16 protein-coding genes are annotated in these 18,616 nt (G+C 72.3%); 5 read left to right on the top strand and 11 right to left on the bottom strand.

Annotation, left to right across the window (positions count from 1 at the left end; genetic code table 11):
* Window positions 1–2 precede the first annotated feature (2 nt).
* The 3 genes from TR49_RS30615 to TR49_RS30605 all read left to right on the top strand — a co-directional run bounded on the left by TR49_RS30615 (window position 3) and on the right by TR49_RS30605 (window position 3,126).
* Window positions 3–1,388 (top strand): acetyl-CoA carboxylase biotin carboxylase subunit, encoded by a 1,386-nt coding sequence (locus TR49_RS30615; protein WP_042387359.1) that lies wholly within the window; start codon window positions 3–5, stop codon window positions 1,386–1,388.
* Window positions 1,389–1,669: 281 nt separating this feature from the next.
* A complete protein-coding gene (locus TR49_RS30610; protein ID WP_042387357.1) occupies window positions 1,670–1,867 on the top strand; it encodes a ferredoxin in 198 nt (65 codons plus the stop codon).
* 62 nt (window positions 1,868–1,929) lie between these two features.
* On the top strand, window positions 1,930–3,126 hold the full coding sequence (locus tag TR49_RS30605; protein WP_042387309.1) for a cytochrome P450: 1,197 nt from the start codon (window positions 1,930–1,932) through the stop codon (window positions 3,124–3,126).
* A 405-nt stretch (window positions 3,127–3,531) separates the two neighbouring features.
* On the opposite strand, the gene TR49_RS30600 is transcribed toward TR49_RS30605, so the two are convergent.
* From TR49_RS30600 to TR49_RS30585, 4 genes are all read right to left on the bottom strand, one after another.
* Window positions 3,532–4,338, bottom strand: a complete 807-nt coding sequence (locus TR49_RS30600; RefSeq protein WP_042387308.1) for an SDR family NAD(P)-dependent oxidoreductase — start codon at window positions 4,336–4,338, stop codon at window positions 3,532–3,534.
* Window positions 4,335–5,144 carry an alpha/beta hydrolase gene (locus tag TR49_RS30595; RefSeq protein ID WP_042387307.1) on the bottom strand — a complete coding sequence of 270 codons (810 nt, stop codon included), beginning with the start codon at window positions 5,142–5,144 and terminating at the stop codon, window positions 4,335–4,337. Before TR49_RS30595 ends, TR49_RS30600 begins: the two co-directional genes overlap by 4 nt.
* A 217-nt stretch (window positions 5,145–5,361) precedes the next feature.
* Window positions 5,362–7,023: a hypothetical protein gene (locus TR49_RS30590; RefSeq protein ID WP_063770214.1), complete on the bottom strand. Its 1,662-nt coding sequence runs from the start codon at window positions 7,021–7,023 to the stop codon at window positions 5,362–5,364.
* A gap of 391 nt (window positions 7,024–7,414) precedes the next feature.
* Window positions 7,415–8,851, bottom strand: coding sequence for a hypothetical protein (locus TR49_RS30585; protein WP_152627528.1), 1,437 nt, complete (start codon window positions 8,849–8,851; stop codon window positions 7,415–7,417).
* Between the two features lie 256 nt (window positions 8,852–9,107).
* Between TR49_RS30585 and TR49_RS30580 the strand changes: the two genes are divergently transcribed.
* Window positions 9,108–9,566, top strand: coding sequence for a helix-turn-helix domain-containing protein (locus tag TR49_RS30580; protein WP_042387306.1), 459 nt, complete (start codon window positions 9,108–9,110; stop codon window positions 9,564–9,566).
* Window positions 9,567–9,657: 91 nt separating this feature from the next.
* Here the strand turns inward: TR49_RS30580 and TR49_RS30575 are convergent, their stop codons facing one another.
* Both TR49_RS30575 and TR49_RS30570 read right to left on the bottom strand, forming a co-directional pair.
* A complete protein-coding gene (locus tag TR49_RS30575; RefSeq protein ID WP_042387305.1) occupies window positions 9,658–10,260 on the bottom strand; it encodes a ClpP family protease in 603 nt (200 codons plus the stop codon).
* Between the two features lies 1 nt (window position 10,261).
* On the bottom strand, window positions 10,262–10,912 hold the full coding sequence (locus TR49_RS30570) for an ATP-dependent Clp protease proteolytic subunit (RefSeq protein WP_042387304.1): 651 nt from the start codon (window positions 10,910–10,912) through the stop codon (window positions 10,262–10,264).
* Window positions 10,913–11,170: 258 nt separating this feature from the next.
* Here TR49_RS30570 and TR49_RS30565 point away from each other — a divergent pair, with 258 nt between their 5' ends.
* Complete coding sequence (locus TR49_RS30565) at window positions 11,171–12,772, top strand: FAD-binding oxidoreductase (RefSeq protein WP_084725608.1); 1,602 nt, start codon at window positions 11,171–11,173, stop codon at window positions 12,770–12,772.
* A gap of 24 nt (window positions 12,773–12,796) precedes the next feature.
* Here TR49_RS30565 and TR49_RS46475 read toward each other — a convergent pair whose 3' ends face one another.
* The 5 genes from TR49_RS46475 to TR49_RS30540 all read right to left on the bottom strand — a co-directional run bounded on the left by TR49_RS46475 (window position 12,797) and on the right by TR49_RS30540 (window position 18,332).
* Complete coding sequence (locus TR49_RS46475) at window positions 12,797–13,180, bottom strand: peptidoglycan-binding domain-containing protein (RefSeq protein WP_063770213.1); 384 nt, start codon at window positions 13,178–13,180, stop codon at window positions 12,797–12,799.
* A 118-nt stretch (window positions 13,181–13,298) separates the two neighbouring features.
* Window positions 13,299–13,961, bottom strand: coding sequence for a sarcosine oxidase subunit gamma (locus TR49_RS30555; RefSeq protein WP_042387303.1), 663 nt, complete (start codon window positions 13,959–13,961; stop codon window positions 13,299–13,301).
* Entirely contained in the window at window positions 13,951–16,803 is a 2,853-nt protein-coding gene (locus tag TR49_RS30550) for a 2Fe-2S iron-sulfur cluster-binding protein (RefSeq protein WP_042387302.1), read from the bottom strand. The genes TR49_RS30555 and TR49_RS30550 overlap by 11 nt, the downstream gene beginning before the upstream one ends.
* Window positions 16,800–17,093 carry a sarcosine oxidase subunit delta gene (locus TR49_RS30545; protein WP_042387301.1) on the bottom strand — a complete coding sequence of 98 codons (294 nt, stop codon included), beginning with the start codon at window positions 17,091–17,093 and terminating at the stop codon, window positions 16,800–16,802. Before TR49_RS30545 ends, TR49_RS30550 begins: the two co-directional genes overlap by 4 nt.
* A gap of 18 nt (window positions 17,094–17,111) precedes the next feature.
* Entirely contained in the window at window positions 17,112–18,332 is a 1,221-nt protein-coding gene (locus TR49_RS30540; protein ID WP_042387300.1) for a sarcosine oxidase subunit beta family protein, read from the bottom strand.
* Window positions 18,333–18,616 lie beyond the last annotated feature (284 nt).

Raw genomic sequence — 18,616 nt, 5'->3', positions numbered from 1 at the left:
CCTTGTTCTCGACAATCCTGGTCGCCAACCGCGGAGAGATCGCACTGCGGGTCGCCCGCGCCTGCCGGGAGCTCGGCATCCGGGTGGTCGCGGTGTACTCCTCCGCGGACCGCGACTCTGCGGTGGTGCGCTTCGCCGACGAGAGCGTCCACATCGGCCCCGCGCCGTCCAAGGACAGCTACCTCAACATCCCCTCGATCGTCGAGGCCGCCCGGCAGACCGGCGCACAGGCCATCCACCCCGGCTACGGGTTCCTGTCGGAGGACCCGGACTTCGCCGAGATCTGCGAGGCCGACGGCATCGTGTTCATCGGGCCGCCCGCGGCCGTGATGCAGCAGCTCGGCGACAAGGCCGAGGCCCGCCGGGTGATGGGCGAGGCGGGACTGCCCGTGCTGCCCGGCAGCACCGGCGCGCTCAGCTCCGCCGCGGAGGCACAGGACCTGGCCGAGCAGACCGGCTATCCGGTGATCCTCAAGGCGGTCTCCGGCGGCGGCGGGCGCGGCATGACCGTGGTGCGGGAACCGGCGGCGCTCCGCTCCGCCTTCAACGAGACCCGGGCGCACGCCCGCGCTGTCTTCGGCGACGACCGGCTGTACCTGGAGCGTTACGTGGACGACGCGCGCCACGTCGAGGTGCAGGTGCTGTGCGACCGCAGCGGGTCGGTGGTGCATCTCGGCGAGCGTGACTGCTCGGTGCAGCGGCGGCATCAGAAGCTGGTCGAGGAGTCCCCTGCGCCGAACCTGCCCGCGCGGGTGCGGGAGGCCATGTGGGACGCCGCGGTGCGCGGCGCGAGAGCCGTGGGCTACGTGGGCGCCGGGACCTTCGAGTTCGTCGTGACCCAGGACCACGAGTTCTACCTGATGGAGATCAACTGCCGGCTCCAGGTGGAGCACCCGGTCACCGAGCTGGTCACCGGCATCGACATCGTCCGTGAGCAGATCTCCATCGCCGCCGGGGAGCCGCTGTCGTTCACCCAGAGCGACGTCCGGTGCCACGGCGTGGCCCTGGAGTGCCGCGTCAACGCCGAGGACCCGGCCCGGGACTTCGCGCCCGCCCCCGGCGAGCTGGTGGAGTTCGTGCCGCCCGGCGGGCCGTTCGTCCGGGTCGACACCCACGCCTACCCGGGCTGGCGGGTCGGCCCGCACTACGACTCCCTCCTCGCCAAGACCGTCACCTGGGCCCCCGACCGGTCCCAGGCCATCACCCGGATGGACCGCGCCCTCAGCGAGTTCAAGGTGGCAGGCCCCGGTGTGCGCACCACGCTCGACTTCCTGCGCCAGACCCTGGCCCACCCGCTGTTCCTGACGGCGCAGCACACCACGGGCCTGGTCGCCGCGTCGGCCGCTCCCGACACCCCGCAGCAGGAGGTGCCCGAACCGACCCGGTGAGCCGGCCGCCGGACTCAGCGGTCCGCTGCGGAACCTGACACCCGGGCGATCCACTCCTCGACCTCGTGGGAGCCGCGCGGCATCGACCTCATGCGGCTCGTCGGAGCCGTCGGTGACTCCTGCGGCAGGCTACGCCCCCGATCCCGGGCATGGGACGGGCACGGAGCATTTCCGGCCAATGTCTTCCCGAGGGCCGTTGCGTACTACACCTACGGGTGGACCTGGACTACGTTGGCGACGGAGCTGGGTGCATGCTCATGCCATCGACCTGGAGGTCCGCCATGCGTGTCAGTGTCGACCCGGACCGGTGCTGTAGTTCCGGGCAGTGCGTGGCAGCCGTCCCCGAGGTGTTCGACCAGTCCGAGGACGACGGGGTCGTCCTGCTGGTCCTGCCCCTGCCCCCGGCCGAGCTGCGGTCCGCCGTGCGCACGGCGGCAGCCATCTGCCCGGGCCGGGCCATCTCCGTACAGGAGTCCTGAGCGGCCCGGCGGCGCCCACCATCCGCGCCGCCCGGCCGCGGAAGCGTGGAGGAGAACCACTCGTGACCACTGTGGAGCCGATCGACGCCATCACCTTCCCGGCCCCGCGCGGCGGCTGCCCGTTCGCGCCGCCACCCGCCTACCAGGAGGCCCTGGAGCGGCCGGTCAGCCGGATCTCGCTCTGGGACGGTTCCCACGCCTGGCTCGTCACCCGGCACGAGGACGTCCGCGCCGTCATGGGAGACCGGCGGTTCAGCGCCGACGCACGCAACGCCGGCTTCCCTTTCCTCAGCGAGGGTCGCCGGGAGCTGGCGGCGGAGAGCCCGTCCTTCATCCGGATGGACGATCCCGAACACGCCAGGTACCGGCGCATGCTGACCGGCGACTTCATCATCAAGCGGGTGGAGACGCTGCGGCCGGAGGTCCAGCGGATCGTCGACGACTTCCTCGACCGGATGACCTCGCACCACCCGCCCGCCGATCTCGTCGCGGAGTTCGCGCTGCCGGTGCCGTCCCTGGTGATCTGCATGCTGCTGGGCGTGCCGTACCAGGACCACGACTTCTTCCAGGAGCGCAGCCGGATCCTGCTGCGCAACCACAGCACGGCCGAGCAGGTGCGCCGCGCACGCGACGAACTCTCCGCCTACCTGGAGGAGTTGGCGGAGCGCAAGGCGCAGGATCCGGACGACCGGATCATCAGCCGGCTGCTCGCCCGCGGGGACCTCACGCGTTCGGAGGTGGCCGCCATGAGCCTGCTGCTGCTCGTGGCCGGCCACGAGACCACGGCGAACATGACCGCCCTGTCCACCCTGGCGCTGCTGCGCGACCCGGTCCAGCTCGCCCGGCTCCGGAAGGATCCGACGTTGATCAAGGGCGCGGTCGAGGAGCTGCTGCGCTTCCTGAGCATCGTCCAGGGCGGCACCGTCCGGGTCGCGGTCGAGACCGCCGAGATCGGCGGCACCACCATCGCAGCCGGGGAGGGAGTGATCTGCATGCTCTCCACCGCCAACCGGGACGGCTCCGTCTTCGCCTCGCCGGACGAACTGGACGTCGGCCGCGACGCCAGGCGGCACGTCGCCTTCGGGTTCGGCGTGCACCAGTGCCTGGGCCAGCCCCTGGCCCGACTGGAACTGCAGATCGCGCTGGAGACCCTGATCCGGCGCCTGCCGGGGCTGCGCCTCGCGGTCCCTGCCGAGCAGATCCGCTACCGCACGGACGCCGCCGTCTACGGCGTCGAGGAGCTGCCCGTCGCCTGGTGAGCCGCCGTCACCCCCCGCCCACCGAGGCGGTCCGAGGAGGATGTTGCCGCGCAGGGCGGCGGCTTCGGCGAGTATCTCCTTGGTGATCCCGAATCCGTCGGGGCGGGGGGGTGATGTCACGTCCGGCGTGCCGGACCGTCTCCTCGATGCCCCCAGGCGTGGTGACCACAAGGAGGTCCGCGCGGTCGGAGGTGATGCGGTAGCGGTGGGGGATGTCCTGGGGCAGGTGGACGACGACGCCTTCGGACAACTCGTGGCGCTCGTCCCCGGCCACACCAGGGCCTCGCCGTTGAGCAGGAGGAGCACCTCGTCCTCGCGCGTGTGGACGTGGAAGGGCGGGGCCTCGCCTCTGGCCTCACCGAACCTCTGCCGACGGACTTCGCCATGGCAGTCCATGACGGTCCGTCAGAGAGCGTCGACCAGGCCGCCGTCGATCAGGTAGTCCGCGCCGGTCACGTTTCCTGAGCGCGGGCTCGCGAGGAACAGCACGAGGTCGGCGACCTCGGCCGGTGTGGTGAAGCGGCCCGTGGCCGCCTGGGCCGCCGCGTTTCCGGCGACGTCGGCGGGATCCACGCCGAGACTCCGGCCGACGGTCGCGGCCATACCGCCCTCGCCCTTCCACAGCGCCGTCTCCACCGGCCCGGGGCTGACGCAGTTGACGCGCACGCCCTGGGGTCCGAGCTGCTTGGAGAGCGCCTTGCAGAAGTTCGACAGCGCGGCCTTGGCCGCGCAGTAGTCGATGACCAGCGGATCGGGCAGGCGGGCGTTGACGGAGGAGACGGTCACGATCCGGCCGGCGCCGGTGGCGACCAGGTGGGGCAGGGCGGCGCGGGTGGCCCGCACGGCCGCCGTGAAGTTGACCGCGAAAGTCCACTCCCAGTCCGCGTCGGTGGTGGCGAGGAAGCCGTCGAGGCGCGGCCGGACCGCACCGACGTTGTTCACCAGCACGTCGATGCGCCCGTGTTCGGCGACCGCGGCGGCGACGAGCTCGGCCGGGCCCTGGGGGGTGGCCAGGTCGACCTCCACCACGGTGAGGTCGGCGCTCTGCCGGAGCAGCCGGTCCAGCCCCTCCGTGCGCCGGCGGCTCCCGGCGACGACCGTGCACCCGGCCGCCAGGAACGCCGTGGTGACGGCGAGTCCGATGCCGCGCCCCGCCCCGGTGACCACGACGGTCTGCCCGGCCAGCCTCAGGTCGAACGGGGAGACGGTCACTGCGGCACCCCGAGGTCCTGCTGACGCAGCCAGGTCAGCGTGGCGTCCGCGACCTCGCGCCAGCCGCCGTCGATCGTCAGCGAGTGGCCGCGGTCCGGGAAGGTCATGATCTCGGTCACGGCGTCGGAGTGGCGGTACTGCTTGAGCGTGGCGCGGACGACGGACTCCGGGACGGTGTGGTCCTTGCCGCCGGACATCAGCAGCAGCGGGCCGCGGCCGGAGTTCTCCGTGTCCACCTTGGCCGCCGAGTGCGGGTTGAAGTTGGCCGCGGCGGCCTCGTACAGGGGTTTGCCCGGGGCCGGGATGGTCCAGCGTTCGTAGAGCTCCGCGGACTCGTCCTCGGAGATCGCGTTGCCGAACGCGTAGCGGAACTGCTCGGCGGTCAGCGAGACGGAGCGGTGCCGGTTGGCCGGGTTCCTGAACACCGGCAGCGTGGCCCGAAGCGCCGAGAGGGGGAGCGGCAGGTCGCCCTTGATCTGCGCCGCGTCGATCGCGACCGCGGCCGCGCCACGGTCCTGGCCGAGGAGCTTCTGCGCGATCATGCCGCCGAAGGAGTGGCCGATCAGGATCGGCGGGGCCGGAAGCTCGGCGATCAGGGCCGCGTAGTGGTCGACGACCTCGTCGATCCCGTGGTCGGCGATGCTCTCCGGGTGCTTCCGGGCCTCCGCGACGGTGTCGGGGTCACCCGGCCAGCCCGGGGCGGAGGGGTCGTAGCCCTCGCGGCGGAAGAGGTCGATCCACGGCTGCCAGGAGCTGCTGTGCAGCCACAGCCCGTGGACGAAGACGACAGGGGTCGGGGGCGTCATGGGGGTTCCTCTCGGCATCAGGAGGCTGTTGCCTGAACCTGCCAGCCAACGGCGCGCCCGGCCCCCTCGGGCCCGGGAAACACCCAGGGACCGCGGCGAATTCGCCCGTTCGGCCCAAGCCGCCGCGTGTCCAGGGATGCCGACGGCGGGGCCGCCGCCGCAGGGGGGAGGAGGACACCCGGGGGTGTCCCGTGCCTGCGGGGCGGCCACGCCCGGGTCACCACCTCATGTGATGGTGGTGCCGGCCGGTCCCGGTCGCGGACGCGGTCGGGATGGGGGCGCCGCCCGCAGCCGTGTTGGTCGCGACGGGTACCGGAGAGCCGCAGGACGCCGCCGGGGCCGACGGGGAGGCGGACGCCGGGGCGGACGCGGACATCGACGCGGACGCCGAGGCCGACATCCACGCGGGGGCGGACGCGGACATCGAGGCGGGGGCCGGAGCGGAGGCGGACATCGACGCGGACGCCGAGGCCGACATCCAGGCAGGGGCGGAGGGAGACATCGGCGCGGGGGCGGAGGCGGACGCCGAGGTGGTGGCCGTCATGCCGGCGGCCCCGGTGGCGGTGCTGCCGGGTGCGGTGGTCGGCGAGGCGACGGGGCAGGTCGCGGTGGGGGTCGCCGCGCCGGACGCGGCTGCGGTCGGCGTCTGGCCGAGCGGGGTGAACGTCGCATTGATCACCACACCGTTGCCGTCCGTCGTCAGCGTGATCGGGTTGGCCACGTTGAGCAGACCGCCGCAGTTGAGGTTGGTGAAGCTCTGGTTGGCGCGCATGGCCAGGAAGGTGAAGAGGTTGTTGGCCATGGCCGCGTCGACCGACGGACCGTTCATGAAGATGGCCTGGTCCTTGAAGACGCGCTGGATGCCCATCGGACTGCCGAACAGGTTCTGGCAGTAGCTGGTGCCGCTGGCGTTGTCGGCCGCGCCGATCGGGTTCATGTCGACGCCCGCGCGGTAGAGGTTGGTCTTGGTGTTGCTGGCGTTGTTGTTGTTCAGCGTCATCGGGTCGTTCACCGGGACCAGCGCGATCGGGGCCTGTTGGTTCGCCGCCGCGGAGAGCTCGTCCAGGGGGAGGGCGCCGGCCGCCATGCCGTCACTGGACTGGTCGGGCCGGGTCCAGGGGGTGCAGCCGAGGGTCGGGTCGATGAACTGGGTCAGCAGCAGGTTGTCACTGCCGTTGGCCAGGTCCACCAGCTGCTGGTTCTGCAACGCGGCCTTGTTGGCCGCGTTGTTCTGCGCGATCTGGCCGTTCGCCGTGGCCAGGTAGTGGGTGACCACGTTGTCGCTCTGGTCCTGGTCGACGACCGAGAAGTCGCGGGTGGTCGGGCAGGGCAGCCCGTCCTTGGCGGTGCCTGCAGCGGGGACCTGCAGCTGGTTCGCCGCGATCTGCTGGTTCGCGTTGCGGAAGAAGGCCGGGGCGTTGCAGTCGGCGAACTGGCCGAAGATCGAGCCCTGCAGGCCGTTCACGCACCGGCCCTGGCCCAGGGAGTTGGTGCCGGCGGTGCTCTTCAGGGTCAGGTTGGTGCCGTTGAAGCCGAACCAGATCCCCACCGTCGATCCCGCCGGGACGGTGGCGGGCGTGGTCGGTGCGGCGGGCTGGGTGCCCTTGTCGATCACCAGCGGGTCGTACAGGGTCACCTGTCCCCCCGGCGCGACGATGGCGGCCTCGACGAACGCGGACTGGTTGGCGTTGGCCTCGTTGCACGGGCCCGCGGCCGCGTCGGTGGCCACCAGTTTGTACGGGGTGGCCAGGCCCTTGGCACTGAGCGGGTTCGGCGGCACGACCAGGGTGCAGTTGGGGTTGGGGGCCGCGGCCGCCTGCTGGTTGTTCGCCGCCAGGGCGGTGGCCAGACCTCCGGCGACCAGGGGGAGTCCGACCACCAGGGCTATCCAGGTCGACCTCCTCCCGCGACGCCGACGACGTCGGTCCGGTGTGAAGCGCGCGTGTTGGGGCCTGTCCGTGTGGCGCATGTGCGACTCAACTCCAATCCGGCCCAACGACTGTGGGCCGCGATCCACTTGGCTCCTGTGACCGGTGAGGTGCCGGAGCCTGGTGTGCCGTATGCGTTCCCCCCGGCGGCGAGCCTCGCAGATCAACCACGGGTTGCCCCGTTCCGAAGCCCGCACGTTAGGAATCGGTAATCGATCCCGCGCAACCGTTCGGGTTGCGGAAAAGGCCTGCTGACCAGCCGTCATACCGTCGGCATGCTCGGCCGTCGGGAAAGGGAGCGGCCCCCGCGGGGGTACGGGGGCCGCTGGTCGGGCGGGGCGGTCAGAAGTGCGTGCCCACGGCCGTGGACGGTGCCGCGGGGAGGCTGGGCATCGTCGTCGGCGAGGTCGTGGGCATGGGCGTCGTCGTCGGCGTGGGGGGACGGGTCATGCTCGGTGTCGGGTTCGGGGTCGGGGAGGCCGAGGTCCCGGTGAGGCTCACGTGCAGGCGGGCGAGGAACAGCGAGGTGACGGTCGGCCACCGGCTCATCCGGTGCCCGTAGACGGGGGTCTGCCGGACGAAGGCCCAGACCAGGTCGCCGTTGGCCAGCACCGTGATGGTGCCGGAGATGTGCACGTCCAGCACGAGGTCCGGGGTGAGGAACCGGCCGCTGAGGTCGACCAGCCGGAAGTGGGTGCCGGTGAAGGTCCCGTGTTTGACGGACTCCCAGCTGACCAGCAGTGCCGTCCTTCCGTAGGGCGCCACGTGGACGTTGACGTTCTGCGTCCCCGGGGTGCTGGTCAGCACGACGGACCGCGCGCTGTGCGCAGCGGGGTTGACGAAGAACAGCACGGCCTGGTCGGTGCTCCAGCGCGGGGTGATCTTCCAGGTGAGGACGTTCTTCCGGTAGGAGACCGGTCCCAGGGACGAGAGCGCGGTCACCCAGCTCCCGTTTCCTGCCTGCACCATGTCGTCGCCGCTCGTCAACGCCGAACCGGCGGCGGTTCCGTCGTCGTAGCAGTTGTACGCGGCCGACGAGCCGGACCAGCCGAGGGTGCGGCCGGCGTCGCCGCGGCACCCCCACGAACGGCCGCCGGGCAGCATCCGTCCGGAGTCGTCGACGTAGACCATCTTGTCGCCCCACCGGCCGTTCTCGGAGCCGCCGGCCCCGTGCACGGTGAACACGGCGGCGTAGCGGCTGCCGTTCCAGCTGAGCCTGCCGTCGAGCATGGGGGCGGTGTCGTGGCTGGCGGGGCCCGTCAGCTTGACGGCGAAGACGACGTGGCGGTCGCGTACCCGGATCAGCTCGGCGGCGGTCTCGCCCCAGCGGTTGTGGTCCGCGAAGCGGGTGAGCAGCGCGAAGCCGTCGTTGAACGCGACCAGGCCGCCGATCTCGTGGGCGCCGGTGACGACGGTGTCCGGGCCGGTCCGGTGGAGCCAGCGGTCGACCGGGGTGACGTGGACGGCGTTCGCCGCCTGCCAGGCCACCTCCAGCGTGCCGTTGGGGGCGACGGCGGTGACCGTCGGCGTCCACTGCGGCATCCCGTTGCCGCCCGGCGAGAGATAGCTGAAGGCGCTGCTCAGTTTGACGGTGGACAAGGAGATGTTCGCCGCGATGACGCTGCTGCTCGTCATCGACGGGGCGTTGGTGGCCGTCTGGGTGGTGACGCCGCCCCAGTTCGTGGGCGCGGCCGTCGCACCGGTGACCGGAGGGGGCGTCGGGGTGACGTCGGCGAAGGCCAGGCCTCCGCCGACGACCACGGTCAGAGCTAACGGCAAGCCGAACAGGAGACGGCGCCTGTGCCGCTCCGAACGAACCCTGCCGACCGTGCGTCGTATGCCGGGCATGTCTGCTCCCTTTCGCTCGGGTGGGGAACAGACTGCCGCCGAGAAGGCCCGCAGTCGCCGTTACGCAAGGGGGTGTAAGAGAGGTGTAATGCCCTCCGGGGCGCGTGGGACGGCGGCGGAAAGGGACTTCTCGCAGGGCAGAACACCGTTCCCTTCCCCCGGCGTCCGGGCTGTCTACGCTGAAGGGGTGAGCATGCATGCGCCGAACGAACGCCGCGTCGTCCCCCTGCGCCCGCGTCCGCAGACCCCGCCTTCCGGCGCCGGCGAACCGGCCCGCGCCCCGCAGCGACCGACGGGGCCGCAGGGCGCGCCCGCACCGAGGGAGCCGCTCTGGCGCGACGTCGTCGGCGACGTGCTGCGGCGCGAGCGGCTCGGTCAGGGACGCACGTTGAAGGACGTCGCGGACGCGGCGCGCATCTCGATGCCGTACCTGTCGGAGCTGGAGCGCGGACGCAAGGAGGCCTCCTCGGAGGTGATCGCGGCCGCCGCGGGCGCGCTGGGGCTCGGCCTCGCGGATCTGCTCTCGCTCGCCCAGGACGACCTGGCCCGGCACGCGAGGAACCGGATGGGCCGGGTCAGCCCGCTGGCCGGCGGGGGCCGCACCTCGCCCCCGGCGCGTCACGACGGCCTCTGCCTCGCCGCCTGACCACCGGCCGCCGGGCCCGACGCCCGACCCGCTGTCGGACCGACCGCCGCTGGAGGCCGGTCCGACAGCCCTGGTGACCGCGGCGTGCGGGTCAGACGAACGCGAGCCGCCGGTTCAGCACCTCGTCGGCGAGGCCGTAGTCGACGGCCTCCGCGGCGGTGAACACCTTGTCGCGGTCCATGTCCGCCCGCAGCGTCGCCACGTCGTGGTGCGTGTGCCGGGCGAGGACCTCCTCGACCTGCGAGCGGATCCGGACCATCTCCTTGGCCGCGAGGCTGAGGTCGGACACCGTCCCCTGGCGGCCGCCGCTGGCCGGCTGGCCGAGCAGCACCCGTGCGTGCTGGAGCATGAACCGCCGCCCGGGGTCGCCCCCGGCCAGCAGCACCGCCGCCGTCGAGGCCGCCTGGCCGACGCAGAAGGTGGAGATCGGCGCCTGGACGAAGGTCATCGTGTCGTAGATGGCCATCAGTGAAGTGAAGGATCCGCCGGGCGAGTTGAGGTAAAGGGAGATCTCGCGCTCCGGGTTCGCCGACTCCAGGTGCAGGAGCTGCGCGATGACGACGTTGGCGATGCCGTCGTCGATCTCGGTGCCGAGGAAGATGATCCGCTCGTTCAGCAGCCGGCTGAAGACGTCGAAGGAGCGCTCGCCCTGCGCGGTCCGCTCGATCACGTAGGGAACCGTGTACGACCCCATGTCACAACCCCATCCGCGGGCGCGAGGCGGCCGGGCGGATGTCGGTCAGCGACTCCACCACCTGGTCCACGATCCCGTACTCCCTGGCCTGTTCGGCGGTGAACCAGCGGTCCCGGTCGCCGTCCCGGGCGATCGTCTCCTCGCTCTGTCCGGTGTGCTCGGCGGTGATCCGCTCGATGGCCTTCTTGGTGAACTGGAGGTTCTCCGCCTGGATCTCGATGTCCGAGGCGGTGCCGCCGATGCCCGCCGAGGGCTGGTGCATCATGATCCGCGCATTCGGCAGCGCGAACCGCTTGCCGGGCGCCCCCACGGTGAGCAGGAACTGGCCCATGCTGGCGGCGAAGCCCATCGCCAGCGTGGAGACATCGTTGGGGATGAGCCGCATGGTGTCGTAGATGGCGAGACCCGCGGTCACCGAACCGCCGGGGCTGTTGACGTACAGGCTGATGTCGGTGCGCGCGTCCTCCGCGGACAGCAGCAGCAGCTGCGCGCACACCCGGTTCGCGGACACGTCGTCGACCTGGGTGCCGAGGACGATGATCCGCTGGTCGAGCAGCTGCGCCGCGAGGTGGTCGTCGAAGCGGCTGGGCGGGGTGTCGCCCTGCTCCGCACGGGCTGGGAGGGGGTGCGCGAGCGTGGTGAGTGGGGCCATCAGGTCTCCTGGTCGAGGCGGGGATGCCGTCGCCTCCACTCTTGACCCGGCGCGCCCCCGAGCGACCGTTTCTCTGCCCGCCGCAGATTCGCCGACGGCAGAGGGCCGGGTCGCCCGGCGCCGGAACGGAGGGCGTGCGGGTGAATCTCCGCAGGCGGACCCGTGCGGCGCGTGGACAGAGCGGCCACTTGTCCGTACACGGTCTTAAAGCGCATGCCGGAGACGTCCGGGTCTCCGGCGGTACGGAAGGCGGCCACAGTGATCGACAGACGGGACGTGTTGCGTGCGGCCGCCGTGGGAACCCTCGGCGCGGCGGGCACGGTGGGCGCGGCGGCCCTCGGCGGGCTTCCTCCCGCGGTCGCCGACGCCCCCGGACCGGCCGAGAAGGTACCCGCCCGCGCCTGGAGGCGGCTGGCCGCCGCCCTCTCGCCCGGCGCGTCGCTCTACCGACCCAACGACCCGGCCTATCCGCCGCTCGCGCTCCCCTTCAACCACCGCTACGCCGGGATCCGCCCGGCGGGGATCGTCGCCTGCGCGACCACCGGCGACGTCAGCACGGCGATCCGGTGGGCCCGTGAGGTCGGGCTGCCCGCGGTGCCGCGCTCGGGGCTCGGCCACAACTACGCCGGCTACTCCACGACCACCGGGCTGCTGCTCAACATGGCCCGGATGAAGTCCATCACCGCCGACCCCCGGCCGGGCAGCGCCCGCAGCCGCCGCTACGGGCCGATCGAGGTCGTGCACGACGCGGGCACGCTCACCGTCGGGGCCGGCGTCACCAACGGCGACCTGCACCCGCTGCTGGAGAACGAAGGGATGTTCGTGCCCACCGGCCGCTGCCCCACCGTCGGCGTGGCCGGCCTGGTGCTGGGCGGCGGCATCGGGTTCAGCGACAAGATGTTCGGCCTGACCTGCGACCGGCTCACCGCCACCACCGTGGTGCTCGCCGACGGCAGCGTCGTCACGGCCGACCACCGGACCGAGCCGGAGCTGTTCTGGTCCTGCCGCGGCGGCGCGGGCAACAACTTCGGCGTGCACACCTCGTTCACCTTCCGGTACGAGAAGTTCCACGGCGACGTCGGCTTCTACAGCCTCCGTTGGAGCCTGGACTCGGTCCTGCCGGTGATGGCCGCCATGCAGCGGACCGCCCTGGAGAGGGCGGACGACCGGCGGTTCCACTGCCGCCTCGGCATCGGCACCAAGGGCCGGACCCGGCAGCAGATCGAGCGCAACGCCAACGTCAACGTGATCGGACAGCACTACGGCACCATCGGCGAACTGCGCGACATCCTCACCCCGCTGCTGGCCCTCGGCACGCCCGAGGAACGCGCCCGCAACCGCGCGGCGGTCCGCGAGGTCACGCCCGCGGAGGCGAGCGGCCTCCTCAGCGCCACCACGCCGGTGGACCGGTTCGCCGCCAAGTCGGCGATTCTCGGACGCCATGCGCTGCTGAGCCAACGCCAGGTCGCGGCGGCGGCCGAGTTGCTGCGCGCCTGGCCGGGCAGCGGCAACGACGACGGCGCCGGGTTCGCGATGTTCGGGCTCGGCGGCGAGATCAACAGGGTGCCGCCGGGTGCGACCGCCTTCGTGCACCGCGACGGCGTCTTCGTCTTCGCCGCCGAGACCTCCTGGGCGGACCACGACCACCCCGCCACCGTCCACGCCAACCTGGCCTGGCTCGACGGCTTCTACGACGCGATCTTCAGCGCCGCGCCGCCCGCGCAGTCCTACCAGAACTTCCCCGACCCCGAGCTGAGGGACTGGCGCTCGGCCTACTACGGCGCCAACTACCCCCGTCTGGTGCGCGCCAAGCACCGCTACGACCCGACCCGCTTCTTCGACTACCCGCAGGCGGTCTGACCGGACGGGGTCGGCGCGAGGGGATCAGCAGACGTAGTTGGCGGAGGTGTCGATGTCGGACCAGGAGTCCAGCTGCCCCCAGGTGTTGGGGCCGACCACGCCGTCCACGGCGAGGTGGTCGCAGCCCTGGAACTTCTTCACCGCGTTGTAGGTGTTCTGCCCGAAGATGCCGTCGACGTCCAGGTTCACGCCCCGGACGGTCATGTTCAGCTGACACTGCAGGGCCTTCACGGGCGCCCCGGCGGAGCCGTAGCCCAGCATCGGCTCGCTGGTGCTGTAGTAGGCGCAGTTGTTGTCGTAGGGGGCGGCGGCATGCGCACCGGTGGCGGTGCCCAGGCCGAGGCCCAGGGTGGCGACGGCGACGGCAGCGGCCGTGGCGGCCGTGGTCATGCGGGACTTGACGGTCATGGTTGCTGGCTCCTCAGCCGAGGTGGCCACAGGGGACGAACTCCCCCGTGGTTCGGACACGCACTGGTCCAACCACCTTGCGGGACGTCGGCTTTGGTTGGCAACCTTGATCCCCGTCTCAGCGTTTCATCGCGTTCCCACCGCTCTGACCTGCACTTTGGGACGCAAGAAGAGGGGCTTGGGACTCCCCCGCCGCGTCCAGCAGCCAGTCCGCGAGGTACTGCGCGAAGGAGTCGCGGACCAGCAGGCGGTAGCAGGGTTCGTCGTCGAGCTGGTCGAGGACCACCTGGACCTTGGCGACCGTCGTCTGGGCGCAGCGGCCCGGGCCGAAGGCGCGCGGGTGCAGGTCGAGGGAGCAGCCCTGTTCCAGCACGGGGCGGGCGGAGGGGCCGGCGAGCTCCAGGGTGGTGCGGTTCGCGGAGACGTCGACGACCGAACCCGGCTCCTCGCCGAGGGCCTGGCGCAGCGTGTCTCCGAGCGTCGGGGCGGCGCCGTCCGGGCCGACGACCAGCCACTCGTCCGGTCCGAGCCTGAGCACCCGCAGCGCTCCGGTCCCGGCCGCCTGGCAGGCGCCGGTGGGCAGCGGCGCGCCCAGCGCCTCGGCCGCGCGGGCGGCGGCCGGGCCGGTGGGGTCGAGGCGGAGGTTCAGCTGCGTGAGGAAGGGGAGCTCGCGCAGCCGCACGCCGCCCGGGCCGGGGACGGAGCTCGCCGCGAACCGGTCGGCGAGGTGGCCGAGCGGGCTGCGCCGCAGATGGGCGAGGGCGAAGCCGTCAACCGTCACGGCGGGCTCCCTTCGGGTCGAAGAGCACGGGTTCGGTGACGGTCGCCGCGACCGTGCGGCCGTCCGGGAGCGGTGCCAGGACCGTGTCGCCGATCCGGTCCCGGCCACCGCGCACCAGCGCGAGGGCGAAGGTGCGGTCCAGGGCGGCGCTTCGGTAGCTGGAGGTCACGTGGCCGAGCGAGTCCACGGGAACCGCCGCGAGATCGGCTCCGGGGGCGACCAGCTGCGTGCCCTCGGGCAGCAGTTCGGCGCGGTCGACGGGCAGCAGCCCGACCAGGTGCCTGCGGTCGGCACGGGCGGAGTCGGCCCGGCCGAAGGAACGCTTGCCGACGAAGTCCTTGTGCCGGGCGACGATCCACGCCATGCCGAGGTCCTGCGGGGTGACCGTGCCGTCGGTGTCCTGTCCGACGATGGGGTACCCCTTCTCGGCGCGCAGCACGTGCATGGTCTCGGTGCCGTAGGGCGTGATCCCGGCGTGCGCACCGTAGGCGAACACCGCCTCCCAGACCGCGAGCCCGTACCAGCTCGCCACGTTGATCTCGTAGGCCAGCTCGCCGGAGAAGGAGATCCGGCAGATCCGGGCCGGCACGCCGTTGGCGAGCACGGCGTCCCGGACCGTCATGAACGGGAAGCCCTCGTTGGAGACGTCCAGGTCGGGCGCCAGCGCGGCGAGGACCTCGCGGGAGCGGGGGCCGACCACGGCCACCGTGGACCACTGCTCGGTGACCGAGGTGCAGTGCACCCGCAGCTCGGGCCACTCGGTCTGCAGCCACTCCTCCATCCAGTCCAGGACGGCGGCGGCGTTGCCGGTGGTCGTGGTGAGGTAGTAGTGGTCGGGGGCGAGCCGCACGGTGACGCCGTCGTCGAAGACCATGCCGTCGGCCCGGCACATGACGCCGTATCGGGCGGAGCCCACCGGCAGCTTGGCGAAGCCGTTGGTGTAGAGGCGGTCCAGGAACGCCCCGGCGTCGGGGCCGATCACGTCGATCTTGCCGAGAGTCGAGGCGTCCATCATGGCGACGCCCTCCCGGGCCGCCCGGCACTCGCGCAGCACGGCGGCGTCCATGTCCTCGCCGGGGCGCGGGTAGTAGCGCGGGCGGTGCCACTGGCCGACGTTCTCGAACACCGCGCCGCGTCGAACGTGCCAGGGGTGGACGGCCGTGGTGCGCACGGGATCGAAGAGCGGCCCGCGCTCGCGTCCGGCGAGCAACGCGAAGGAGACCGGGACGTAGGGCCCGCGGAAGGTGGTGGTGCCGACCTCCCCCGGCGAGCCTGCTCCCAGCAGCCGGGCGATGACGCCGATCGCCGCGACGCCGCAGGACTTGCCCTGGTCGTGGGCGGTGCCGATGGTGGTGTACCGCTTGATGTGCTCGACGGAGCGCATCCCGGCCCGGATCGCCCGGTGCACGTCGGCGACGGTGGCGTCGCGCTGGGCGTCGACGAAGTGGTCGCGCCAGCCCGACGGGTCGCCCTCCTCGCCGGGGACGAGCCAGACGGGACGCGGCGGCGCAGGGGTTTCGTCGCCCGTGCAGGGCGGCGTCGCGGGGGCGGTGACGGGGAATCCGGCGGCGGTCGCCGCCTCGGCCCCGGCGGTGAGCCCCTCGGTGAGGCAGCCCGCCAGGTCGTAGCGGCCCCGGCCCGAACCGCAGGCCCGGACGTGCTGCGCCGCCCGGTCCGGGACGAAGGCCGCGAGGGCCTCGTCGTAGCGGACGGTGCCGCGGGCCATGCTCCACAGGTGGACCGCCGGGCTCCAGCCGCCCGAGACGGCGAGCAGGTCGCACGCCACCTCGCGGACCGGGCCGGTGAGTTCGTCGTCGGCGGTGAGCGCGCGGACCCGCACGCCCGTGAGCCGTGCCCCGCCCTCGGTACCGACGACGACGGACCCGGCCAGCACCTCGATCCCGGCGGCACGCGCGGCCTCGACCAGGGCGACGGGCGGCTCCGGACGGGTGTCCACCAGGGCTGGGACCTCGGCGCCCGCCGCTGCCAGCTCCAGCGCGGTGGCGTAGGCGCTGTCACCGGTGGTGAACACCACCGCGCGACCGCCGGGCAGAACGGCGTATCGGTTCAGGTAGGAGCGGACGGCGGCGGCCGCCATGACGCCGGGGCGGTCGTTTCCCGCGAAGACCAGGGGGCGCTCGTGCGCGCCGGTGGCCAGCACGACGTGGCGGGCCCGGAAGTGCCACAGCCGTCCGCCGCCTCCCGGCCGGTCGGGACGGCGCTCGGCGACGAGCAGGTAGTTCTGGTCGTGGTAGCCGATCGCGGTGGCCCGGGTGAGCACCCGGGTCTCCGGTTGTGCGTCCAGCTCCGCGCGCACCTCGTCGACCCAGGCGAGGGCGGGGCGCCCGTCGATCTCCTCCCGCCCGCCGAGCAGCGAGCCGCCGAGCTCGGGCTGGTCGTCGACGAGGACGACCCGCGCGCCGGAGCGCCCGGCCACGAGGGCGGCGGCAAGGCCGGCCGGGCCCGCGCCGACGACGAGGACGTCGGTGTGCAGGTACGTCTTGTCGTACCTGGCCTCGTCGGACGCCTCGTCGAGCCGACCACGGCCCCGCAGGCCGGTGGCGGCGAGCCCCTCGCACAGTTCGACGGTGGTGGCGAGCTGCATCGGCTCGGAGAACGGGCGCTCCAGCTGCACGAGCGCGTGCGGGTCGTCGACCCCGGCGGTGACGATCCCGCGCGGCCGCTCGCGGTACAGACTCGGGCCGACGGCGAGGACGCCGTTGGCGAGCAGCGCGGAGGCGAGGGTGTCGCCGCGCAGCCCGGTGTACTCGACGCCGTCGAAGGTGAAGCGGAGCCGCGAGGAACGGTCCACCCGGCCGCCCGAAGCCAGACGGTTGCTCATGCGGTCCCCTCGCCTTGCTCGTTGGGCCGGGGCTGCCCGGCGGGGTAGACGGCAGAGATGTCGTGGGTGACGGTGTGCCGGACCACGTTGAACCAGCGACGGCAGCCCGCGCTGTGCACCCAGCGCTCCGCGAACTCGCCCTTGGGGTTGTCACGGACGAAGAGGTAGGCGCCCCACTCGGCGTCGGTCAGCGCGTGGGGGTCGGCGGGGTGGGCGACGTGGGCCTGTCCGCCGTAGTGGAACTCGGTCTCGTCGCGCTCCCCGCACCAGGGGCAGGCGATGAGCAGCATGCGTCCTCCTGGAAGCTTTCAGTGCGCCACGGCGGCGGCGCCGTGCTCGTCGATGAGCGCGCCGGTGGTGAACCGCTCCAGCGCGAAGGGCTCGGCCAGCGGGTGGGGCCGGCCGTGGGCGATGGTGTCGGCGTACACCCAGCCGGAGGCGGGCGTCGCCTTGAAGCCGCCGGTGCCCCAGCCGCAGTTGACGTAGAGGTTCTCGACCGGCGTCGGACCGATGATCGGCGAGGCGTCCGGGGTGACGTCGACGATGCCGCCCCAGGTGCGCAGCACGTGGGCGCGGCCGAAGATCGGGAACAGCTCGAGTGCGGCGGCCATCTGGTGCTCGATCTGGTGGAACGAGCCGCGCTGGCCGTAGCCGTTGTAGGAGTCGATGCCCGCGCCCATGACCAGCTCGCCCTTGTGCGCCTGGCTCACGTACACGTGCACGTGGTTGGACATCACGACGGTCGGGTGCACGGGTTCCAGCAGCTCGGAGACGAGCGCCTGGAGCGGGTGGCTCTGGATCGGCAGCCGCAGGCCGAGCAGGTCGGTGAGGGTGCTGGTGTGTCCGGCCGCGGCGAGGGCGACCCGACCGGCGCCGATCCGGCCGCGCGTCGTCTCGACGCCGACGACCCGGCCGCCGCCGTCCCGCACGAAGCCGGTGACCTCGCAGTTCTGGATCAGGTCGACGCCGTACTCGTCGGCCTTGCGCGCCAGGGCCCAGGCGACGTGGTCGTGCTTGGCGATCCCGGCGCGCGGCTGGAGCGTCGCACCGAGCACGGGGTAGCGCACGTCGGGCGAGGTGTTGACGATGGGGCAGAAGGCCCGGACCTCGTCCGGGTCGAGCCACTCGGCGTCGACGCCGCCGAGCCGGTTGGCGCCCACGCGGCGCATCCCCTCACGGACGTCCTGGAGCGTGTGGGCGAGGTTGAGCACGCCGCGCTGACTGAAGAGGAAGTCGTACTCCAGCTCCTCCGGCAGGCCCTCCCAGAGCTTGAGGGCGTGCTCGTAGATCGCCGCGCTCTCCTCGCACAGGTAGTTGGAGCGGATGATCGTGGTGTTCCGGGCCATGTTCCCGCCGGCCAGCCAACCGCGTTCCAGCACGGCGACGTTGGTGATGCCGTGGTTGCGGGCGAGGTAGTAGGCGGTGGCCAGGCCGTGGCCGCCGGCGCCCACCACGACGACGTCGTAGGACGGCTTCGGATCGGGTGTGCGCCACAGCCAGTCGGGGTGCTCCGGCAGCTGGTCGGGCATCGGCGGGTTCCTCCCTGACGCAGGACGTGCGGAGGCGGCGAACTTGTTTCAGATTACGCACGGTGTTGCGTAACCCACAACACTCCGGGGGAGATTGTTCCGTGACGAGCTCTCTTGACGCTCCATCGGAGCAGCCGGAGACTGTTGCGCCATACGGTTCGCGTTTCACTTGATGAAACTCGCCGTCGACGTCACGGTTGCCCGGTTGCCGAGAGATACGGCAGGAACCCCATGACCTTGCAGAACTACGACTTCGTCATCGTCGGTGGAGGATCGGCGGGGTG

This window comes from Streptacidiphilus melanogenes (genome assembly GCF_000787835.1).
Classification (GTDB): domain Bacteria; phylum Actinomycetota; class Actinomycetes; order Streptomycetales; family Streptomycetaceae; genus Streptacidiphilus; species Streptacidiphilus melanogenes.
This window is presented reverse-complemented; position numbering and strand designations above follow the sequence as displayed.